The sequence below is a fragment of the Variovorax sp. RCC_210 genome (assembly GCF_041355175.1).
Classification (GTDB): Bacteria; Pseudomonadota; Gammaproteobacteria; order Burkholderiales; family Burkholderiaceae_C; genus Variovorax.
The window spans coordinates 198,930-218,496 of the sequence record NZ_JBFUPJ010000001.1; the positions used below are offsets into that span (position 1 = coordinate 198,930).

The window sequence follows — 19,567 nt, forward strand, 5'->3', positions numbered from 1 at the left end:
ACGCAACTAGGCGTGCGATCGCTCGAATTCTCGCATGTAGGTCACCAGCGCTTGCACCCCTGCCAGCGGCATGGCGTTGTAAATGCTCGCCCGCATGCCGCCGACCGACTTGTGGCCCTTGAGCTGCAGCAGCTCGGCCTTGCGGGCGCCGGCCAGGAACGCCTCGTTGCGGCTTTCGTCGGCCAGGAAGAACGGCACGTTCATGCGCGAGCGGCAGCTGGCGTCGATGCGGTTGGCGTAGAAGTCGGAGCCGTCGATGAAGTCGTACAACAGCTTCGCCTTGGCGATGTTGCGTTGCTCCATGGCAGCCACGCCGGTCAGCTCGCCTTCCTTCTGCGCCAGCAGCCACTGGAACGTGAGCCCTGCCATGTAGATGCCCCAGGTCGGCGGGGTGTTGTACATGGAGGTGTTGTCGGCCACCGTCTTGTAGTTGAACGCGCTCGGGCAGATCTCGAGCGCATGGCCGAGCAGGTCGTCGCGCACGACCACGATGGTCAGGCCGGCGGGGCCGAGGTTCTTCTGGGCGCCGCCGAAGGCAAGGCCCACGCGCGACCAGTCGACGCTGCGCGAAGCCACGTGCGACGAGAAATCGATGACCAGCGGGGCATTGCTGCCGAGTGCCGCCACGTCGGGCAGTTGCTGGAACTCGATGCCGTTGATGGTCTCATTGGAGCACACGTGCACGTAGGAGGCATCCTTGCCGAGCTGCCAGGTTGCCGGGTCGGGCAGCTTCGTGTGCTGGTCGTCCGCGTTGCTGGCGATCACGCGCGCATTGCAATAGCGCTGCGCTTCCTTGTGGGACTTGATGCTCCAGCTGCCGGTGATGACGAAATCGGCGGTCTGCCCGCGCGACAGGTTCAGCGGGACGATGGCGTTTTCGCCAAGGCCGCCACCCTGCATGAACAGGATGTGGAAATTGGAGGGGATGGCCAGCAGCGCGCGGATGTCGGCTTCGGCCTGGGTGCAGATGGCACCGAATTCCTTGCCGCGATGGCTCATCTCCATCACGCTCATGCCGCTGCCCTGCCAGTCGAGCATTTCGGCGGCGGCGCGTTGCAGCACCGCCTCCGGCATGGCAGCCGGACCGGCCGAGAAGTTGTAGGGGCGCTTGCCGGCCGGCGTCTGCTGCTGGGTCACGTTGCTTTACTTCTTGGCTGGTGCCTTGGCGGGAGCCTTGGCGGAACCTTGGGCGGCGCCTTCGGTGGGAGCACCCAGGGCCTTGGCGACGTTCTCGTCGAGCGCGCGCATCTTGGGTTCGATGGTGCCGCGCGTGTCGGCGACCAGCTTTTCCGTCAACGCGGTCTGCATCTTCGGGTTCAGGTCCTGGTACTTCTTGCTCAGGGGCGAGTTGATCCAGGCCAGCAGTTGCTTCAGTTCGTCTTCGCTGAAGTTCTGCTCGAGCAGCGGGGTCAGCGCGCCAGGGGCCAGTTGCACGGCCTTGTCGCGAACGATGGGGTAGGCGTCGTCGAAGTACTTCTTCAGCTCGGCATCGGCGGCCTTGGCAGCCGACTCGCGCTTGGCTTCAGGCACTTGCGTCTGCAGGTACTGCGAACCCGCCTGTGCGATCGGGGCGCTCGACTGCTCGACCAGGCCGCGTGCCAGCGATTCGATGCCGGGACGCTGAATGTCGATGAACTGCTTGATGAGCGTGGCCTTGTCCTGGGCCATTGCTGCCATCGAAGTGCCAGCCAGGGCGACCGTCAGAAGTGCGAGTTTGATTTTTTTCACTGAGGATTCTCCGTTGAAGATGAGGAAGTATCGTCCGCGTCAGGCTCGCTCTCGCCGTTCGCGTCGTTTTCGACGATACGTTGTAGCCCGCTGAGTTTGGCGCCTTCGTCGAGCCCGATCAGCGTGACGCCTTGCGTCGCGCGACCCAATTCGCGAATTTCGGCAACCCGGGTGCGCACCAGCACGCCCTTGTCGGTGATGAGCATGATCTCATCATCCGCATGCACGAGAGTGGCGGCAACGACCTTGCCGTTGCGCTCACTCTGTTGAATCGCGATCATGCCTTTGGTTCCCCGGCCGTGGCGGGTGTATTCCGTAATGCTTGTTCGTTTTCCGTAACCATTTTCCGTAGCGGTGAGCACGCTCTGCTGCTCGTCCTCGGCCACCAGCATGGCGATGACGCCCTGTCCGGGGTCCAGCGACATGCCACGCACGCCGCGCGCGGCGCGACCCAGGGGGCGAACGTCTTCCTCGTCGAAACGCACGGCCTTGCCGCCGTCGCTGAAGAGCATCACGTCGTGCTTGCCGTCGGTGAGCGCGGCGCCGATCAGGTAGTCGCCCTCGTCGAGGTTCACGGCAATGATGCCGCCCTTGCGCGGGTTGTTGAACTCGTCGAGCGCCGTCTTCTTGACGGTGCCCATCGAGGTGGCCATGAACACGTACTGGTCGGCGGGGAAGACGCGCTTTTCGCCCGTCAGCGCCAGCACGACGTTGATCTTCTCGCCTTCCTGCAGCGGGAACATGTTCACGATCGGGCGGCCGCGCGAGCCGCGCGAGCCGGCCGGCACTTCCCACACCTTGAGCCAGTAGAGCCGGCCGCGGTTGGAGAAGCACAGGATGTAGTCGTGCGTGTTCGCGATGAAGAGCTGGTCGATCCAGTCGTCTTCCTTCGTGGCCGTGGCCTGCTTGCCGCGCCCGCCGCGCTTCTGCGCGCGGTACTCGCCCAGCGGCTGGCTCTTGATGTAGCCGCTGTGCGAGAGCGTGACGACCATGTCGGTCGGGGTGATCAGGTCTTCGGTCGAGAGGTCGTAGGCGCTGTGCTCGACCATGCTGCGGCGTGCGCCGACCTTCGACTGGCCGAACTCCTGCTTGATGGTGCCCAGTTCGTCGCCGATGATGATCGACACGCGCTCGGGCTTCGCCAGGATGTCGAGCAGGTCGTCGATCTCGGCCATCACGTCCTTGTACTCGGCAACGATCTTGTCCTGTTCCAGGCCGGTGAGGCGCTGCAGGCGCATCTGCAGGATTTCCTGGGCTTGCGTTTCAGACAGGCGGTACAGGCCGTCGTTGCCCATGCCGTATTCGCGCTCCAGCCCCTCGGGGCGGTAGTCGTCGGCATTGATCGTGCCGCCGTCGGCACGCGAGCGCGTGAGCATCTCGCGCACCAGCTTGCTGTCCCAGCTGCGGGTCATCAGCTCGGCCTTGGCGACCGGCGGCGTGGGCGATTCGCGAATGATGCGGATGAACTCGTCGATGTTGGCGAGCGCCACCGCCAGGCCTTCGAGCACGTGGCCGCGTTCGCGGGCCTTGCGCAGCGTGAAGACGGTGCGGCGCGTCACCACTTCGCGGCGGTGCTGCAGGAAGACCTCGATCAGGTCCTTCAGGTTGCACAGCTTGGGCTGGCCGTCGACCAGCGCCACCATGTTGATGCCGAAGGTGTCCTGCAGCTGCGTCTGCTTGTAGAGGTTGTTCAGCACCACCTCGGGCACTTCGCCGCGCTTGAGTTCGATCACCAGGCGCATGCCCGACTTGTCGGACTCGTCCTGGATGTGGCTGATGCCTTCGATCTTCTTCTCGTGCACCAGCTCGGCCATGCGCTCCTGCAGCGTCTTCTTGTTCACCTGGTAGGGGAGCTCGTCGACGATGATCGCCTGGCGCTGGCCGCGGTCGATGTCCTCGAAGTGGCACTTGGCGCGCATCACGACCTTGCCGCGGCCGGTGCGGTAGCCGTCCTTCACGCCGTTGATGCCGTAGATGATGCCGGCGGTGGGGAAATCGGGCGCGGGCACGATTTCCATCAGTTCGTCGATGGTGGCCTGCGGGTTGCGCAGCAAATGCAGGCAGGCGTCGACCACCTCGTTCAGGTTGTGCGGCGGAATATTGGTGGCCATGCCCACCGCAATACCGCCGGAGCCATTGACCAGCAAATTCGGCAACTGGCTGGGTAGCACTTTTGGCTCTTTTTCGGAGCCGTCGTAATTGTCCTGAAAGTCGACGGTTTCCTTGTCGATATCGGCCAGCATTTCATGCGCAATTTTGGCCAGCCGAATTTCCGTATAACGCATTGCGGCTGCGTTGTCTCCGTCGACCGACCCGAAGTTGCCCTGGCCGTCCACGAGCATGTGGCGCATCGAGAAATCCTGGGCCAGCCGCACGATGGTGTCGTAGACCGACTGGTCGCCGTGAGGGTGGTACTTGCCGATGACGTCCCCGACGATACGGGCCGACTTCTTGTACGGCCGGTTCCAGTCGTTGTTGAGTTCGTGCATGGCGAAGAGCACGCGCCGGTGCACCGGCTTGAGACCGTCGCGGGCGTCGGGGAGCGCTCGGCCCACGATCACGCTCATGGCGTAATCGAGATAGCTGCTGCGCATTTCCTCTTCGAGACTGATGGGCAGGGTTTCTTTTGCGAAGGAGGTCATGAGCAAGGGGCTGGCGGCAGGAAGGCGAAATTTTACGCTGTGAGGGGTGTCGCACCGCCGCAACACAAGCCGCCTATTCCGCCTCCGTCCTACGCTTCCGGGGTGCCCGGCAGCCTGTTTGCCAAAGACCCTATGGCACAATCGCCTCAACGTTTTGGGTGGTGGTCACTTAAAGCGTCCTTGATTCGCAGCGCGGCTGCGGCTTTTTCCCCAAGAGGAGAACCATGAAGAAACTGAATAAAGTGGCGATGATGTTTGCAGTCGCTGCGCTCGCCACTGCCGCCGGCGCGCAGACCCGTGTCACCGCTGCGGACGGCGGTCCTACGATCGACAACTGGCAAAACGGCACTGGCGAACTGGTTTGGAAGAACGGCACGAACGAACTGTGCTGGCGCGATGCCAACTGGACGCCTGCTACGGCTGCTGCCGGTTGCGACGGCGCTCTGGTTCCTGCTGCTCCGGCTGCTGTTGCTCCCGCCCCTGGCGTGGTGCCTCCCGCTCCCGCTGCACAAGTCGCCGCTTCGAAGGTCACCTTCGCTGCCGACGCCTTCTTCGACTTCGACAAGTCGGTTCTGAAGCCTGAAGGTCGCGCCAAGCTGACCGACTTGGTCGAGAAGATCCGTGGCGTCAACCTCGAAGTCATCATCGCTGTGGGTCACACCGACTCGATCGGCTCGGTTGCTTACAACCAACGCCTGTCGGTCCGTCGTGCCGAAGCCGTCAAGGCCTTCCTGGTCTCGAAGGGCATCGAACGCAACCGCGTCTACACCGAAGGCAAGGGCAAGTCGCAGCCTGTGGCTGACAACAAGACCAAGGAAGGTCGCGCCAAGAACCGTCGCGTGGAAATCGAAGTGGTCGGCACCCGCGCCAACTGATCGGTTGATTCCATCGAATGAAAACCCCGCCTCGGCGGGGTTTTTTTATGGGCGTCGAATTGGCGATCCATCTTTCGTCAAAGCCATGCGGTGTTTATCCGGCATTGCTCGTTTCATAATCGCTGCATGACAGAAAACGTGAATGCTGATCCGGCCGAACTGGCCAAGTTTTCAGAGCTGGCGCATCGCTGGTGGGATTTGGAGAGCGAATTCCGCCCGCTGCACGAAATCAATCCATTGCGCCTGGAATGGATTGACGGGATTGCGCCTATTTCGCAGCAACGCGTGCTGGACATCGGCTGCGGCGGCGGCATCCTCGCCGATTCGATGGCCCGCAAGGGCGCGGATGTGCTGGGCATCGACCTTGCCGGCAAGGCGCTCAAGGTTGCGCAACTGCATGCGCTCGAGGCGGGTACGCGCGGCGTGAAGTACCGCGAGATCAGCGCGGAGGCCATCGCCGCGGAGCAGCCGGGCAGTTTCGATGTCGTTACCTGCATGGAAATGCTCGAGCATGTGCCCCAGCCGGCGTCGGTCATCCAGGCTTGCGCCACGTTGGTCAAGCCGGGCGGATGGGTGTTCTTTTCCACCATCAACCGCAACCTGAAGGCCTTCATGCTGGCGATCGTCGGCGCCGAGTACGTGTTGGGCATGTTGCCGCGCGGCACCCATGAGTACGCGAAGCTGATCCGGCCCAGCGAACTGGCCGGATATTGCCGCGCGGCGGGCCTCGACCTTCGACACACGCGCGGCCTGGAGCACAACCCGTTGACGCGGCGCTACTGGCTCGGCGGCGACACCAGCGTCAACTACATGTTCGCCACGCAAAAGCCGGCTTTGCCGAAAGCGCAAGGATGATGGGCGGCCAGACCCGGGCGGTGCTGTTCGACCTCGACGGCACGCTGATCGACAGCGCGCCCGACTTGGGCGCTGCCGCGGACAAGATGCGCACCGATCGCGGTCTTGCGTCGTATCCGCTGGAGCGCTATCGCCCGATGGCTGGCGCGGGCGCGCGGGGCATGTTGGGCGTGGCGTTCGGCATCACGCCGGAATCGCCGGAGTTCGACGAACTGCGCGAGGAATTCTTCGTTGCCTATGAGCGCCGCATGTTGCTCAACACGCACGTGTTCGACGGCGTCCAGACGCTGATCGAGGCGTTGCGCCAGCAAGGCTTGCTCTGGGGCGTGGTGACCAACAAGTCGATGCGCTTCACCGATCCGCTGACGCGCGCCATTCCGCTCTTCGAGAGCGCGGGTGCGGTGGTCAGTGGTGACACCACACCGTTCGCCAAGCCGCATCCCGAGCCGTTGCACGAGGCGGCACGGCGCCTTGGTGTGCCGTCGGACGCGTGTATCTACGTGGGCGACGACGAGCGCGACATCATCGCGGGCCGTGCCGCAGGCATGCGCACCGTTGCCGCCGCCTATGGCTACATGGGTTCGCAGGCCGATTCGGCGTTGTGGAACGCAGATGCTTCAATCTCTTCGCCCCTGGAGCTCTTGAAGTTGCTCAATAGCGCCTAAAATGAGTCGCTTGGGGCTGCACTGGTTTCGACGTGGGTTCGGAATCGCAGCGGGGCATGTCGAGCTGAATGCGCTCGTAAAACAGATTCAAACAAACTAACTGCAAACGACGAACGTTTCGCACTCGCTGCTTAATTGCCAGTGAGCTTTGCAACAGCAGGCCGATGGGCTGGGCAAGGGGGTGACAGAGCAATCTGAAACCTCCCGGCTGCAAAGATAATTACATGGGCTGGTTCCGATCCGGGTACCTTGGGTCGGGGCGAGAAAATAGGGTGCTGGCGTCCGGTTTAGCGTGTGACTGCGCGACTCCGGAAGCGAGACTTAAATCAGATCACTAAACATGTAGAACTGCGCGATGAAGGCTTGCGGACGGGGGTTCAAATCCCCCCAGCTCCACCATATTCCGGCAACCGGGTCTCACTGACCGTGAGGCCCGCGAGGCGTACCTAAACGGTACATGCTTCCTCGCCTTGTCTCCCTGCATCGCCGTCAGTCGAACACCAGGTTCGACAGCTCACAGGGTCGGAAAACCAAGGTCGACGCCATCAAGCGTCGTCGCCAGCTCCCCGAAGATCGAATCTCAACAGATCAGTTGCACTGGAACAGCACGCCCTGTTCGGCCGGTGCTTTGCCGAGCCAGCGCGGTGTCTTGCTTCTTGCGTCGCAGTAGTCAGACGCCTGCACGTAGGTCATGGCGCGGAACACGCCATCACGCACCTGGGTCACCTCGTTGGGGGGAGTCGAGCAGCCTGCGAGGACCAAGGCAAGCGGAAACAGTGTGCGCCAATTCATCGGGCCATTCTAAGACCGGGCATCGTTGCTCCCATGGCCGCGGCCCGGGTAGATGTACTTGAAGTATTCGCCCGAGTTGCCGAACATCCGCCGTGCCAATTGCACCGGGTCTTCCTGCTTGTGCTTCTCGTAGAGCACCGGCCCCCAGATGATGAAGCCGTCGATGCTCAGGCTGCGGGGCGCGGGCTCGATGGCCTGCCACGCATGCGCGAACTTCGAGATCCAGGCGAGCGCCTCCTTCAGCGCGTGATTGATGGGAGCGGGCGTTTCTGTGGTTACGGACATGTCGAACATCCTTGCTGAAAAGACTGTATGAATGTACAGTAAACCATGCCCACCGAAAACATGCCCGCCACGCTCTGGATCGCCGCTTGCGCGCACCGGCTGCAGCAGCATTGGCACAGCGTGGATGTGGTCGAGCTCGAAGACATGGCGCGCGTGCTGTGGCGTGACGAACGCCTGCGTGCCATGTGGCCCGAGGACGCTGCCGCCGACTGGCTGCGCCCGGTCATGCCCCGTAACGCCGACAGCGCGCGCAGCGCCACCGACGCCGCTCTCGGCGTTTCCAATTTCTCCTTGACGGGTAAACCGTCCCCCGCGGGTCGACCTGTGCGGGGGCCTTGATGCTTGCCAGGCAGATAGGCTTTCAAGCCCAGCCCTCGCGGCTGGGCTTTTTTTATGCGCGCGCAAGAGGCATTTGGCGCCCGTGTTTTTTGCCCGGCCGCGAAGCTATAGTCCGCCCAGCGCTGTCACATTGCATTCACGCAAACCGCTCGTCGCTGCTGCTGCAGCAAGGCGTCCCGCCTGCCCAGATCCCGAAAAAGGACACCCGTGCCGAATACGCTGACTTCCACGCTGACCCGCTACTACGACGAGGTGCCTTATGACTCGCACCCGTTCCCGCAGACGGCGATGGAGCATCTGGAAGCGCTGGCGTATCTCTTCGGCCTCGAGGCGCCCGACCCCGCCAAGGCCCGCGTGCTCGAGCTGGGCTGTGCCGCCGGCGGCAACCTGATTCCCTTCGCCGCGCGCCACCCGGGCGCGCAGGCCCTCGGCGTCGACCTGTCTCCGGTGCAGGTCGCGCATGGTGTTGCAGCCATCGGCCACACGGGCCTGTCGAACATCGAGCTGAAGGCGTTCGACATCGCCGACATCGACGCATCGTTCGGCCAGTTCGACTACATCGTCTGCCACGGCGTGTACAGCTGGGTGCCGGGCCCGGTGCAGGAAGCCATCCTGCGCATCTGCTCGCAGAACCTGGCGCCGAACGGCGTGGCGTACGTGAGCTACAACGTGTACCCCGGCTGGAAGGCGCGGGAGATCGTGCGCGACGCCATGATCCTGCGCGGTGGCCCACGCGACACACCCGAAGAAAAACTCTCGTACGCGCGCGGCATGCTCGAGTTCCTGGAGCAATCGGCGCGTGCCGACAGCGTGCTCAAGAAGACGCTCGAAGAAACGATGCCCATCGTGCGCAGCGCCAGCAGCTCCTACCTGCTGCACGAGTTCCTCGAGCCCTGCAACGCGCCGTGCTACTTCAAGGAATTCGTGGTGCGCGCCGAGGCCCAGGGGCTGGCGTACCTGTGCGATGCCGAGCCGTCGACCATGTTCGTGCAGAACTACGGCGACAAGGTGCGCGAGCCGCTGCTGCGCGAATGCGGCGGCAGCCAGGTGCTGATGGAGCAGTACCTCGATTTCCTGGTCAACCGCACCTTCCGCCAGACGCTGCTGGTCAAGCAGGCGAGCGCCGCGAGCGTGCGCTACCGGCTGGACCCGGCGCGCATCGGCGCGCTCGAGTTCGCCGGCGTGTTCGCGCCCGAAGACGGCGGTGCGTTCACGCTCGATGCGCAAGCCCAGCCCTGCAATGCCATGCGCGGGCTGAAGGTCACGCCGCGGCTTCCGGTGCAGAAGGCGGTGGCGCACCTGCTGAACGCCGCCTATCCCGCATCGCTGTCGCCCCAGGTGCTGACCGAGGCCGCTTCCCGCCTCACGGACCAACCGCCGGCCACCGTCGAACCCGTGGTGATGAGCATGCTGGAGGAGCTGCTGATCCTCGGTGCCTTGCGCATCCGCCGTTCGCCGGTGCTGGTGGCCGCCGCGGTTTCCAGCCAGCCGCAGGCACTGGCCGCCATGCGAAGCGCGCCCGCCTTGCCCATGGGCACGGGCGCGAACGCCGGCGTGTGCAACCAGTGGCACGAGCCCGTGTCGCTGTCGCCGCTCGAACGCAGCCTGCTGCCGCTGCTGGACGGCACGCGCTCGCACGACGCGCTCGCCGAGCACCTCGAAGCCGAGGTGCGCGCCGATCGCCTGCGCTTCGTGAAGGACGACAAGCCGCTCACCGACCCGGCGACGGTGAAAGAATTCGCCCGCCAGCAGGTGGCGCTGGCGTTGGCCGCATTGCGCCGCAAGGCGCTGCTCACGGCCTGACGCCGCCCCCGCGCCCTTTCTCTTTCTTTTTCCATCACACCTACAGAGGAGACTTCCACATGCAACACATCCACTGGACCCCCAAGCTGCGCACCGCGGTGGCGGCGGTGCTCGTGCTGGCGGCCGCCGGCGCGTCCAACGCCGCGTCGGTCGCGCCCGTCGCGGCCGAGCACGGCATGGTCGTGAGCGCGCAGCACCTGGCCAGCAAGGTCGGCGTCGATGTGCTCAAGCGCGGCGGCAACGCCGTCGATGCGGCCGTGGCCGTGGGCTACGCGCTGGCGGTGGTGTACCCCGCGGCGGGCAACCTCGGCGGCGGCGGCTTCATGACCGTGCAGCTGGCCGACGGCCGCAAGACCTTCCTCGACTTCCGCGAGAAGGCGCCACTGGCCGCCACGGCCAACATGTACCTCGACAAGGACGGCAACGTCGTCAAGGGCCTGAGCACCAACGGCCATCTCGCCGTGGGCGTGCCCGGCTCGGTCTCGGGCATGGAATACGCGCGCGAAAAGTACGGCACCATGAAGCGCGCCGCGCTGATCGCCCCGTCGATCCAGCTGGCCGAGAAGGGCTTTGCGCTGGAGCAGGGCGACATCGACATGTTGTGGACCTCCACAGCCGACTTCCAGAAAGACCCGGTCTCCGGTGCCATCTTCCTGAACAAGGGCGAGCCCTTCCAGGTCGGCCAGAAGCTGGTGCAGAAAGACCTCGGCAAGACGCTGCGCGCCATCAGCAAGAACGGCCCCGACGGCTTCTACAAGGGCTGGGTCGGCAATGCCATCGTGGCGTCGAGCCAGGCCGGCAAGGGCATCATCACGCAGGCCGACCTCGACCAGTACCAGACGCGCGAACTCGCACCCGTGGAGTGCGATTACCGCGGCTACCGCGTGGTGTCGGCGCCGCCGCCCAGCTCGGGCGGGGTGATCATCTGCGAGATGCTCAACATTCTTGAGGGCTACCCGCTGAAGGACCTGGGCTTCCGCTCGGCGCAGTCGGTGCACTACCAGATCGAGGCCATGCGCCACGCCTACGTGGACCGCAACAGCTACCTGGGCGACCCCGACTTCGTGAAGAACCCGCTGGACCGCCTGCTCGACAAGGGCTACGCCGAGAAGATCCGCGCGGCCATCGACCCGAAGAAGGCCGGCGTGTCGAAGGACATCAAGCCCGGCGTGGCGCCGCATGAAGGCAGCAACACCACCCACTACTCGATCACCGACCAGTGGGGCAATGCGGTGTCGGTGACCTACACGCTGAACGACTGGTTCGGCGCGAAGGTCACGGCCGCCAAGACCGGCGTGCTGCTGAATAACGAGATGGACGACTTCACCTCGAAGATCGGCGTGCCCAACATGTACGGCCTGGTGCAGGGCGAGGCCAACGCCATCGCTCCCGGCAAGCGCCCGCTGAGCTCGATGAGCCCGACCATCGTGTCGAAGGACGGCAAGCCGGTGTTCGTGGTCGGCACGCCCGGCGGCAGCCGCATCATCACGGCGGTGCTGCACACCATCCTGAACGTGGTCGACTACGGCATGAACGTGCAGGAAGCCGTGGATGCGCCGCGCTTCCACCAGCAATGGCTGCCTGACGTCACCAACGTCGAGGTGTTCGCGCTGAGCCCCGACACGCGCAAGATCCTGACCGACATGGGCCACAACCTGGGCGTTCCGCAGCCGGCCAACCACCTGGCGGCCATCATCGTGGGCGCGCCCACGCTGGGCGGCAAGCCGGTGGGCAACAACCGCTTCTACGGCGCCAACGATCCGCGCCGCAACACGGGCCTGGCGGCGGGCTACTGATCCTGCGGCACACTCGAAGGCGGTCGTGGCCCTGTGGCCGCGGCCGCTTTTTTTGATTCCCCATGCACCTGCAAGACATCCTCTATACCCAGGGCTTCGGCACGCGCCGCGTGTGCGCGGGCCTTGCACAACAAGGCCACGTGAGCATCGACGGCCAGGCCGTGACCGACCCCTTTGCCGACCTCGACCCCGAAGGCCTGCTCTTCACCGTGCAGGGCACGCCGTGGGCGTACCACGAGAAGGCCTACCTGATGCTGCACAAGCCGGCCGGCACCGAGTGCTCTCAGAAACCTTCGACTTACCCGAGCATCTACACGCTGCTGCCGTCGCCGCTGCGCCTGCGCCCCAACAAGGGCGCGGTGCAGGGCGTGCAGGCCATCGGCCGGCTCGACCAGGACACCACCGGCCTGCTGCTCATGACCGACGACGGCCAATTCATCCACAAGATGGGCTCGCCCAAGCACCACGTGCCCAAGGTCTACGAGGTGACGGCCAAGCACCCGGTCGACGAGACGCAGATCGCCCGGTTGCTGGCCGGCGTGGTGCTCGACGACGACCCCAAGCCCGTGCGCGCCGCCGCCTGCGAGTCAGACAGCCCGCTGCACCTGCGGCTCACGCTGACCGAGGGCAAGTACCACCAGGTCAAGCGCATGCTGGCCGCGGTCGGCAACCGGGTCGAGGGACTGCACCGCTCGCGCATCGGCGACCTGGCGCTGCCCGAGGGCCTGGCGCCGGGGCAATGGCGCTGGCTGACGGCCGAGGAGGTCGCTGCGCTGCGCGCGCCGACCAAGACGGCGAAGCCTGCCAAGCCGTCCGAAGGCCAGTGACGCCGAGGATCGAGGGCCAGCCACCGAGGGACAAGGGCTGAAGGGCGGCGCCTGGGGGAAAGAGGGCGCTCGCGGTCAGCCAGTCTTAATGCTCGACCGTTAACATTCCCAACTCTCTCTCGGAACTTCCCCTTGCGCCTCACTGCCCGACCGACCGGCCGCACCGCTGCCCTCCTGTTCTCCTGCCTGACTGCCTTCGCGGCCCTGGCGCTCCAGCCAGCCGCCGCCGCACCGGCCGAACCCCCGCCGATCTTCGTGCTCAATTCGCTGGACGCCAGCGTGAGCGTGATCAACCCGGTCGACTGGAGCGAAAAGCAGCGCATCGCCACCGGCAAGGAGCCGCACCACATCTACATGACGCCCGACGAAAAGTCGGTCATCGTGGCCAATTCGGCGGGCGACTCGCTGACCTTCCTCGACCCCCGCACGGCGGTGGTCCAGCGCGTGGTGTACGGCATCATCGATCCGTACCAGCTGCAGTTCTCGCGCGACATGAAGTGGTTCGTCACCGCGGGCAACCGCCTGAACCACGTGGACGTGTACCGCTGGGACGGCAAGGACCTGAAGCTGGCCAAGCGCATCGCCACCGGCAAGACGCCCAGCCACATCTGGATCGACAACACCAGCACCATCGCCTACGTGACCATGCAGGACAGCGACGAGATGATCGCCGTCGACCTGCCCACGCAGGCCATCAAGTGGCGCACCGCCACCGGCCCGATGCCGGCGGACATCTTCGGCGTGCACAACGACAAGACGCTGCTCGTGGGCCTGACCGGCGGCGACGGCGTGCAGGTGTTCGACGTGGCCGGCGCCGAGCCCAAGCTGGTCGGCAAGATTCCCACCGGCAAGGGCGCGCACGCCTTCCGCTCGGCCGGAGACGGCAAGACGGTGTTCGTGAGCAACCGCGTGGCCAACACCATCAGCCGCATCGACCTGAGCACGCTGAAGGTGGTCGCCAGCTACGCCGTGCCCGGCGGCCCCGACTGCATGGACGTGTCGGCCGACGGCAAGACGCTGTACGTGACCTCGCGCTGGGCCAAGAAGCTCACCGTGGTCGACCTGGTGGCGCAGAAGGTGGTGCGCCAGGTGAACGTGGGCCGTTCGCCGCACGGCGTGTGGACGCTCGACCATGGCAAGCGCACCTAAGCGCGCCGCCACCGCGCTGGCGCTGCTGCTGGCCGGCAGCGTGGTGCCGGGGGCCTGGGCGGCCGGGGCTGCCGGGGTGTCGCAAGGTGCGGCCACCTGCGAGAAGCCCGTCTACCTGACCTTCGACACCGGCCACATGGGCGTCGCGCCCCTGGTGGCCGACGTGCTCAAGCGGCAGAACGTGCGCGTCACCTTCTTCGCCGCCGCCGAGCGCACCCAGACCGACGGCGACAGCCTGGACGACCACTGGGCGCCGTGGTGGAAGGCGAGGGCGGCCGAGGGCAACGAGTTCGGTTCCCACACCTACGACCACGCCTACTGGCGCGCCGACGTCAAGGGCACGCCGCCCAGCTTCCGCATCAAGCCCTCGGCCGGCCCGCAGGACGGCAAGGAATCGACCTGGAGCGCGGCCGAGTACTGCGCCAACATCCGCAAGTCGTCCGACCGGCTGGCCGCCATCACCGGCAAGAAGCCGCTGCCGCTGTACCGCGCGCCGGGCGGCAAGACCTCGCCGGCCTTGCTGGCCGCCGCCGAGGGCTGCGGCTACAAGTACGCCGGCTGGTCGCCCGCGGGCTTTCTGGGCGACGAACTGCCGAGCGAGAAGTTCAGCAACGCCAAGCTGCTGACGCAGGCGCTGGGCAGCATCCGCCCCGGCGACATCCTGCTGGCGCACCTGGGCATCTGGTCGCGCAAGGACCCGTGGGCGCCGGCCAACCTGGAGCCGCTCATCGTGGGCCTGAAGGCCAAGGGCTTCTGCTTCGAAACCCTGCGCCAGCACCCCGACTTCCGCGCCTGGATCGCATCCCATCCTTGAGGTTTTTCCCGTGATCGAGTGGTTGACGGATCTTTTTTCGACGCTGCAGGGCTGGTTCTTCGAGACGGTGGTGCAGCCGCTGGTCTTCGCCGTGGGCCTGGGCGGCTGGACCGAGGACGCCTTCGATGCCACCGGCTGGCTGCTGGTCGGCGCCATCCAGATCGTGGTGCTGGTCGCGGTGATCGGCCCGCTGCAGCGCTGGCGCTCGGTGGAGCCGGTGGTCGACCGCCAGGCCATCCGCATCGACGTGCTCTACACGCTGATCCACCGGCTCGGCCTGTTCCGCCTGGCCATCTTCTTCGTGCTGCAGCCCTTCTTCGACGACGCCATGGGCAGCCTGCGCACGGCGGGCTGGGGCACCTTCCACCTCGACGAGGTGTGGCCCGGCGTGACCGACGTGCCGGTGCTGGCCTTTGCCATCTACCTGGTGGTGCTCGACTTTGTCGGCTACTGGATCCACCGCGGCCAGCACCAGTTCAACTGGTGGTGGAGCCTGCATTCGCTGCACCACTCGCAGCGCCAGATGACCATGTGGAGCGACGACCGCAACCACCTGCTCGACGACATCGTGCACGACACGCTCATCGTGGTGGTGGCGCAGCTCATCGGCGTGGCGCCGGGGCAGTTCATTGCCTTCGTCGCGTTCACGCAGCTCAGCGAGAGCCTGCAGCACGCCAACCTGCGCCTGAGCTTCGGCGCGCTGGGCGAGCGGCTGTGGATCAGCCCGCGCTTTCACCGGCTGCACCACAGCATCGGCCTGGGCCACGAGTCGAACGGCAAGAGCACGCTGGGCGGCCACAACTTCGGCGTGCTGCTGCCGTGGTGGGACATGCTGTTCGGCACCGCCAACTTCGAGAACCGCTACGACCCCACCGGCATCCGCGACCAGGTCGAGCCCGGCGCCGACGGCCGCGTGCGCGACTACGGCCGCGGCTTCTGGGCGCAGCAATGGCTCGGCCTGAAGCGAATGGTCGGGCGCGCCTGAGGGGCTACGGCCCCTGACCGGCCTGCCGCAGGCGTTATCCTCGCTGCCTCATGCGCCTGCTCCTCGACTCCTTCTGGCGCGCGGTCGCCTACTGCATGCTGCCGCGCGTGATCGTGCTGTCGCTGCTGCCGCTGGGCCTGATGGTGGTGCTGGCCGCGGGGCTCGGCTACTTTTTCTGGGAGGGCGCCGTGGCCTGGACGCGCGGCGCGCTCGATGCCTGGCCGCTGCTGTCGAGCTTCTGGGCCTGGATCGGCCGGCTGTTCTCCGGCGATGTCACGGGCATGCTGGCGCCCCTGGTCGTGGTGCTCGCCGCCACGCCGCTCATCGTGGTGGTGTGCCTGCTGATCGTGGCCGGCTTCATGGCGCCCGCGCTCACCAAGCTGGTGGCCGAGCGGCGCTTTCCTTCGCTGGAGCAGAAGAAGGGCGCTTCGTTCTTCGGCAGCGTGCTGCGCTCGCTGGGCGTCACCGTGCTGGCACTGGTGGCGCTGGTGGTGTCGATGCCGCTGTGGCTCATTCCGCCGCTGGTGCTCATTCTTCCGCCGCTGATCTGGGGCTGGCTCACCTACCGCGTGATGAGCTTCGACGCGCTGGCCGAGCACGCCAGCCCCGAGGAGCGCGCCGCGCTGCTGCGCGCACACCGGCTGCCGCTGTTGTGCATCGGCGTGCTGTGCGGCTACCTGGGCGCGGCGCCCAGCATCGTGTGGGCATCGGGCCTGCTGTTCGCCGCCGCTTTCTTCGTGCTGGTGCCGATCGCCATCTGGATCTACACACTGGTCTTTGCCTTTTCCGCGCTCTGGTTCGCGCACTACTGCCTCGACGCGCTCGGGCAATTGCGCGCGCAGCGCGCGCTGGCTGCGGCGTCGGTTGCCGGCGGCACAGCGGCGCCTGACGCCATCGAAGCCGCCCAGGTCGCGCAAGCCAACAAGGCCGCTCTTTCTCAATGGGGTTCACCATGACACGCGCGTTCGGTCTCATCGTCGTCGGCGACGAGATTCTTTCCGGCAAGCGGGCCGACAAGCACATGGCCAAGGTCATCGAGCTGCTCGCCGCCCGCGGCCTGCAGCTCAGCTGGTCCGAGTACGTGGGCGACGAGCCCGCGCGCATCACCGCCGCGCTCGCCCGGGCCTTTGCCTCGGGCGACATCGTCTTCTCGACCGGCGGCATCGGCGCTACGCCCGACGACCACACCCGCCAGTGCGCTGCCAAGGCGCTGGGCGTGCCGCTGGCGCTGCACCCCGAGGCCGAGCTGCTGATCCGCGAGCGCATGCAGGACACCGCGCGCGAGCAGGGCGTGCCCTACGAGCCCGACCGCTCGGACAACGTGCACCGGCTGAACATGGGCGTGTTCCCGCAGGGCGCGCGGCTCATCTACAACCCGTACAACAAGATCCCGGGTTTCAGCGTGGCCGACGTGCATTTCGTGCCCGGCTTCCCGGTCATGGCCTGGCCCATGGTGGAGTCGGTGCTGGACGGCCAGTATGCCCATCTGTTCACCAAAAACGCGGTCGCGGAGAAGTCCGTGATCGTTTTCGGTGCCATGGAAGCCACCCTGACCCCGCTCATGCAGGCCATCGAAGACCGGCACGCCGGCGTCAAGGTGTTCAGCCTTCCAAGCGTCGATCACCCCGAATATGGCCGCCACATCGAGCTTGGCGTGAAGGGCGACCCCGGCCGGCTCGATGCCGCCTACGCCCAGCTGATCGAAGGCCTGCACGGTTTTGATGCCAAGCTTGGCCCCGAATTGGTGCGTTAATGTTCATGGCACCAATTCGGTGAACTTCTGCTTTCATTTGGGGTTTGCAGCCGTCACCAAAGCCATATCCGGCGAGGTGACAATGGCACAGAAACTGCATCCCTCGTCCCTGTATTCCTAACCACCATCCAACTCAGGAGAAACTGATGGCAAAGACCGTCGCCGATGTACTCAAGCTCGTCAAGGAAAACGAGGTCAAGTTCGTCGACTTCCGCTTCACCGACACCCGCGGCAAAGAGCAGCACGTGACCGTGCCTGTGTCGCACTTCGATGAAGACAAATTCACCTCGGGCCACGCGTTCGACGGTTCGTCCATCGCTGGTTGGAAGGGAATCGAAGCCTCGGACATGCAGCTCATGCCCGACCCGAACACCGCCAACATCGACCCCTTCTTCGAAGAAACGACGCTGATCCTGACCTGCGACGTGATCGACCCGGCAGACGGCAAGGCCTACGAGCGCGATCCGCGTTCGCTCGCCAAGCGCGCCGAGGCGTACATGAAGGCATCGGGCCTGGGCGACACCGCCTTCTTCGGTCCGGAACCCGAATTCTTCGTGTTCGACGGCGTTCGCTGGAAGAACGACATGTCGGGCTGCTTCGTGAAGATCGAGTCCGAAGAAGCCTCGTGGAACACCGACAAGGAATACGAGCACGGCAACACCGGCCACCGCCCCGCGGTGAAGGGTGGCTACTTTCCGGTTCCCCCGGTCGACAGCTTCCAGGACATGCGCTCCGAAATGTGCCTGGTGCTCGAATCGCTGGGCATCCCGGTCGAAGTGCATCACCACGAAGTGGCCAACGCCGGCCAGATGGAACTCGGCACCAAGTTCAGCACGCTGGTTCAGCGCGCCGACTGGGTCCAGCTGCAGAAGTACGTGATCCACAACGTGGCCCACGCCTACGGCAAGACAGCCACCTTCATGCCCAAGCCCATCGTCGGCGACAACGGTTCCGGGATGCACGTGCACCAGTCGGTCTGGAAGGACGGCAAGAACCTGTTCGCAGGCGACGGCTATGCAGGCCTCTCGGACTTCGCCCTGCACTACATCGGCGGCATCATCAAGCACGCCCGTGCCCTGAACGCCATCACGAACCCCGGCACCAACAGCTACAAGCGCTTGGTGCCCGGCTTCGAAGCCCCGGTGAAGCTGGCCTACTCGGCCAAGAACCGCTCGGCCTCGATCCGCATCCCGTTCGTGGCCAACCCGAAGGGCCGCCGCGTCGAAGCGCGCTTCCCCGATCCGCTGATGAACCCGTACCTCGGTTTCGCAGCGCTGCTGATGGCCGGCCTCGACGGCGTGGAAAACAAGATCCATCCGGGCGAAGCCGCCAGCAAGGACCTGTACCACCTGCCGCCGGAAGAAGACGCGCTGATCCCGACCGTGTGCCACAGCCTCGACCAGGCCCTGGAATACCTCGACAAGGACCGTGCGTTCCTGACCAAGGGTGGCGTGTTCACCGATGCCTACATCGACGCGTACATCGAACTGAAGATGCAGGAAGTCACGCGCTTCCGCATGGCGACCCACCCGGTCGAGTTCGACATGTACTACTCGCTGTAAATCGGCTGTAGAGCGCTTAGGCGAAGCAGCCATTCCACTCGGCCCGCCGAGTGGAAGTACAACAAAAGGACGGCCTCGGCCGTCCTTTTTCATGGGCGCGGAACATCTGGTCACCATCGGCGTCGAATTGCCTGAAAATGCGCCTTTGTTGCGCTCTCCACCTGCCTTCCACCGATTCCACATGAAGACTGCTTCCCTCATTTTCCTGGCCGCCTCGCTGGCCGCGCTGCCGGCGCTCGCGCAGGAGCGCGTCTGGCGTTGCGGCAACGAGTACACCAACAACGCCACCGTGGCCCAGCAAAAGGGCTGCAAGGTGCTCGAAGGCGGCAACGTCACGGTCGTGCAGGGCACCAAGGCCTCGGGCGGCGGCACATCGTCTTCGGGTTCGTCGGGCTCTTCCGCCGCGCGTGCGCCGGCCGGCAGCCCGCGTGTCGAGGGCGTCGACCAGCGCGCCCGCGACGGCGAGGCCCGCTCGGTGCTCGAGTCCGAGCTCCGCAAGGCCGAGTCGCGCCAGGCCGAGCTGCAAAAGGAATACAACAACGGCGAGCCCGAGAAGCAGGGCAGCGAAGGCCGCAACTACCAGAAGTATCTCGACCGCGTGGCCGAGATGAAGGCCGAGCTTGCGCGCAACGAGAGCGACATTGCCGGCATCCGCCGTGAAATCGGCCGCCTGCCGGTCGTGAAGCAGCCGCAATAA

General features: G+C 65.4%; 19 protein-coding genes and 1 other RNA gene. 15 read left to right on the plus strand and 5 right to left on the minus strand.

All coding sequences use genetic code 11. The features are described from left to right. Window positions 1–6 precede the first annotated feature (6 nt). The 3 genes from serC to gyrA form a co-directional block, all read right to left on the minus strand. The gene (serC, locus tag AB6807_RS00960) at window positions 7–1,074 is read right to left on the minus strand and encodes a 3-phosphoserine/phosphohydroxythreonine transaminase (protein WP_371084131.1); all 1,068 of its coding nucleotides are present in this window, start codon (window positions 1,072–1,074) and stop codon (window positions 7–9) included. 69 nt (window positions 1,075–1,143) lie between these two features. Beyond that, window positions 1,144–1,677, minus strand: coding sequence for a DUF2059 domain-containing protein (locus AB6807_RS00965; RefSeq protein WP_286512813.1), 534 nt, complete (start codon window positions 1,675–1,677; stop codon window positions 1,144–1,146). 47 nt (window positions 1,678–1,724) lie between these two features. Next, window positions 1,725–4,370, minus strand: a complete 2,646-nt coding sequence (gene gyrA / locus AB6807_RS00970) for a DNA gyrase subunit A (protein ID WP_116908095.1) — start codon at window positions 4,368–4,370, stop codon at window positions 1,725–1,727. 224 nt (window positions 4,371–4,594) lie between these two features. On the opposite strand from gyrA, the gene ompA reads away from it, so the two are divergent. From ompA to ssrA, 4 genes are all read left to right on the plus strand, one after another. Next, window positions 4,595–5,245: an outer membrane protein OmpA gene (ompA, locus tag AB6807_RS00975; protein ID WP_116908094.1), complete on the plus strand. Its 651-nt coding sequence runs from the start codon at window positions 4,595–4,597 to the stop codon at window positions 5,243–5,245. A gap of 126 nt (window positions 5,246–5,371) precedes the next feature. After that, window positions 5,372–6,100, plus strand: a complete 729-nt coding sequence (gene ubiG / locus AB6807_RS00980; RefSeq protein WP_371083176.1) for a bifunctional 2-polyprenyl-6-hydroxyphenol methylase/3-demethylubiquinol 3-O-methyltransferase UbiG — start codon at window positions 5,372–5,374, stop codon at window positions 6,098–6,100. Beyond that, window positions 6,100–6,765 carry an HAD family hydrolase gene (locus AB6807_RS00985; protein ID WP_371083177.1) on the plus strand — a complete coding sequence of 222 codons (666 nt, stop codon included), beginning with the start codon at window positions 6,100–6,102 and terminating at the stop codon, window positions 6,763–6,765. Before ubiG ends, AB6807_RS00985 begins: the two co-directional genes overlap by 1 nt. A gap of 12 nt (window positions 6,766–6,777) precedes the next feature. Then, window positions 6,778–7,164, plus strand: a transfer-messenger RNA (tmRNA) gene (ssrA, locus tag AB6807_RS00990). Window positions 7,165–7,353: 189 nt separating this feature from the next. Here ssrA and AB6807_RS00995 read toward each other — a convergent pair. Both AB6807_RS00995 and AB6807_RS01000 read right to left on the minus strand, forming a co-directional pair. Beyond that, window positions 7,354–7,557, minus strand: coding sequence for a hypothetical protein (locus AB6807_RS00995; RefSeq protein WP_116908092.1), 204 nt, complete (start codon window positions 7,555–7,557; stop codon window positions 7,354–7,356). A gap of 9 nt (window positions 7,558–7,566) precedes the next feature. Continuing rightward, on the minus strand, window positions 7,567–7,842 hold the full coding sequence (locus AB6807_RS01000) for a hypothetical protein (protein WP_116908540.1): 276 nt from the start codon (window positions 7,840–7,842) through the stop codon (window positions 7,567–7,569). A 45-nt stretch (window positions 7,843–7,887) separates the two neighbouring features. Here AB6807_RS01000 and AB6807_RS01005 point away from each other — a divergent pair, with 45 nt between their 5' ends. The 11 genes from AB6807_RS01005 to AB6807_RS01055 all read left to right on the plus strand — a co-directional run bounded on the left by AB6807_RS01005 (window position 7,888) and on the right by AB6807_RS01055 (window position 19,567). Next, complete coding sequence (locus AB6807_RS01005) at window positions 7,888–8,181, plus strand: hypothetical protein (protein WP_371083178.1); 294 nt, start codon at window positions 7,888–7,890, stop codon at window positions 8,179–8,181. A gap of 207 nt (window positions 8,182–8,388) precedes the next feature. Then, window positions 8,389–9,984, plus strand: a complete 1,596-nt coding sequence (locus AB6807_RS01010) for a methyltransferase regulatory domain-containing protein (protein WP_371083179.1) — start codon at window positions 8,389–8,391, stop codon at window positions 9,982–9,984. Between the two features lie 59 nt (window positions 9,985–10,043). Beyond that, on the plus strand, window positions 10,044–11,780 hold the full coding sequence (ggt, locus tag AB6807_RS01015; RefSeq protein WP_371083180.1) for a gamma-glutamyltransferase: 1,737 nt from the start codon (window positions 10,044–10,046) through the stop codon (window positions 11,778–11,780). A 62-nt stretch (window positions 11,781–11,842) separates the two neighbouring features. Beyond that, window positions 11,843–12,607 (plus strand): pseudouridine synthase, encoded by a 765-nt coding sequence (locus AB6807_RS01020; RefSeq protein WP_116908088.1) that lies wholly within the window; start codon window positions 11,843–11,845, stop codon window positions 12,605–12,607. Window positions 12,608–12,739: 132 nt separating this feature from the next. Further along, window positions 12,740–13,756 carry a YncE family protein gene (locus AB6807_RS01025; protein ID WP_116908087.1) on the plus strand — a complete coding sequence of 339 codons (1,017 nt, stop codon included), beginning with the start codon at window positions 12,740–12,742 and terminating at the stop codon, window positions 13,754–13,756. Then, a complete protein-coding gene (locus AB6807_RS01030) occupies window positions 13,740–14,570 on the plus strand; it encodes a polysaccharide deacetylase family protein (RefSeq protein ID WP_371083181.1) in 831 nt (276 codons plus the stop codon). Before AB6807_RS01025 ends, AB6807_RS01030 begins: the two co-directional genes overlap by 17 nt. Before the next feature lie 10 nt (window positions 14,571–14,580). Next, window positions 14,581–15,555, plus strand: coding sequence for a sterol desaturase family protein (locus tag AB6807_RS01035; RefSeq protein ID WP_371083182.1), 975 nt, complete (start codon window positions 14,581–14,583; stop codon window positions 15,553–15,555). A gap of 50 nt (window positions 15,556–15,605) precedes the next feature. Then, on the plus strand, window positions 15,606–16,511 hold the full coding sequence (locus tag AB6807_RS01040; RefSeq protein ID WP_371083183.1) for an EI24 domain-containing protein: 906 nt from the start codon (window positions 15,606–15,608) through the stop codon (window positions 16,509–16,511). Then, a complete protein-coding gene (locus tag AB6807_RS01045) occupies window positions 16,508–17,308 on the plus strand; it encodes a competence/damage-inducible protein A (protein WP_371083184.1) in 801 nt (266 codons plus the stop codon). Before AB6807_RS01040 ends, AB6807_RS01045 begins: the two co-directional genes overlap by 4 nt. A gap of 146 nt (window positions 17,309–17,454) precedes the next feature. Then, window positions 17,455–18,870, plus strand: a complete 1,416-nt coding sequence (gene glnA, locus AB6807_RS01050) for a type I glutamate--ammonia ligase (protein WP_116908082.1) — start codon at window positions 17,455–17,457, stop codon at window positions 18,868–18,870. Window positions 18,871–19,051: 181 nt separating this feature from the next. Continuing rightward, window positions 19,052–19,567, plus strand: coding sequence for a hypothetical protein (locus AB6807_RS01055; RefSeq protein ID WP_116908081.1), 516 nt, complete (start codon window positions 19,052–19,054; stop codon window positions 19,565–19,567).

What these genes read in the sequence shown, in the direction of transcription:
- AB6807_RS01030 (WP_371083181.1), top strand. Translation starts at nt 13,740, where the DNA reads ATGGCAAGCGCACCTAAGCGCGCCGCCACCGCGCTGGCGCTGCTGCTG.
- ompA (WP_116908094.1), top strand. Translation starts at nt 4,595, where the DNA reads ATGAAGAAACTGAATAAAGTGGCGATGATGTTTGCAGTCGCTGCGCTC.
- AB6807_RS01000 (WP_116908540.1), bottom strand. Translation starts at nt 7,842, where the DNA reads ATGTCCGTAACCACAGAAACGCCCGCTCCCATCAATCACGCGCTGAAG.
- AB6807_RS01045 (WP_371083184.1), top strand. Translation starts at nt 16,508, where the DNA reads ATGACACGCGCGTTCGGTCTCATCGTCGTCGGCGACGAGATTCTTTCC.
- AB6807_RS01055 (WP_116908081.1), top strand. Translation starts at nt 19,052, where the DNA reads ATGAAGACTGCTTCCCTCATTTTCCTGGCCGCCTCGCTGGCCGCGCTG.
- gyrA (WP_116908095.1), bottom strand. Translation starts at nt 4,370, where the DNA reads ATGACCTCCTTCGCAAAAGAAACCCTGCCCATCAGTCTCGAAGAGGAA.
- AB6807_RS00965 (WP_286512813.1), bottom strand. Translation starts at nt 1,677, where the DNA reads ATGGCAGCAATGGCCCAGGACAAGGCCACGCTCATCAAGCAGTTCATC.
- AB6807_RS01020 (WP_116908088.1), top strand. Translation starts at nt 11,843, where the DNA reads ATGCACCTGCAAGACATCCTCTATACCCAGGGCTTCGGCACGCGCCGC.
- ubiG (WP_371083176.1), top strand. Translation starts at nt 5,372, where the DNA reads ATGACAGAAAACGTGAATGCTGATCCGGCCGAACTGGCCAAGTTTTCA.
- ggt (WP_371083180.1), top strand. Translation starts at nt 10,044, where the DNA reads ATGCAACACATCCACTGGACCCCCAAGCTGCGCACCGCGGTGGCGGCG.
- AB6807_RS00995 (WP_116908092.1), bottom strand. Translation starts at nt 7,557, where the DNA reads ATGAATTGGCGCACACTGTTTCCGCTTGCCTTGGTCCTCGCAGGCTGC.
- AB6807_RS00985 (WP_371083177.1), top strand. Translation starts at nt 6,100, where the DNA reads ATGGGCGGCCAGACCCGGGCGGTGCTGTTCGACCTCGACGGCACGCTG.
- AB6807_RS01005 (WP_371083178.1), top strand. Translation starts at nt 7,888, where the DNA reads ATGCCCACCGAAAACATGCCCGCCACGCTCTGGATCGCCGCTTGCGCG.
- AB6807_RS01040 (WP_371083183.1), top strand. Translation starts at nt 15,606, where the DNA reads ATGCGCCTGCTCCTCGACTCCTTCTGGCGCGCGGTCGCCTACTGCATG.
- glnA (WP_116908082.1), top strand. Translation starts at nt 17,455, where the DNA reads ATGGCAAAGACCGTCGCCGATGTACTCAAGCTCGTCAAGGAAAACGAG.
- serC (WP_371084131.1), bottom strand. Translation starts at nt 1,074, where the DNA reads ATGCCGGAGGCGGTGCTGCAACGCGCCGCCGCCGAAATGCTCGACTGG.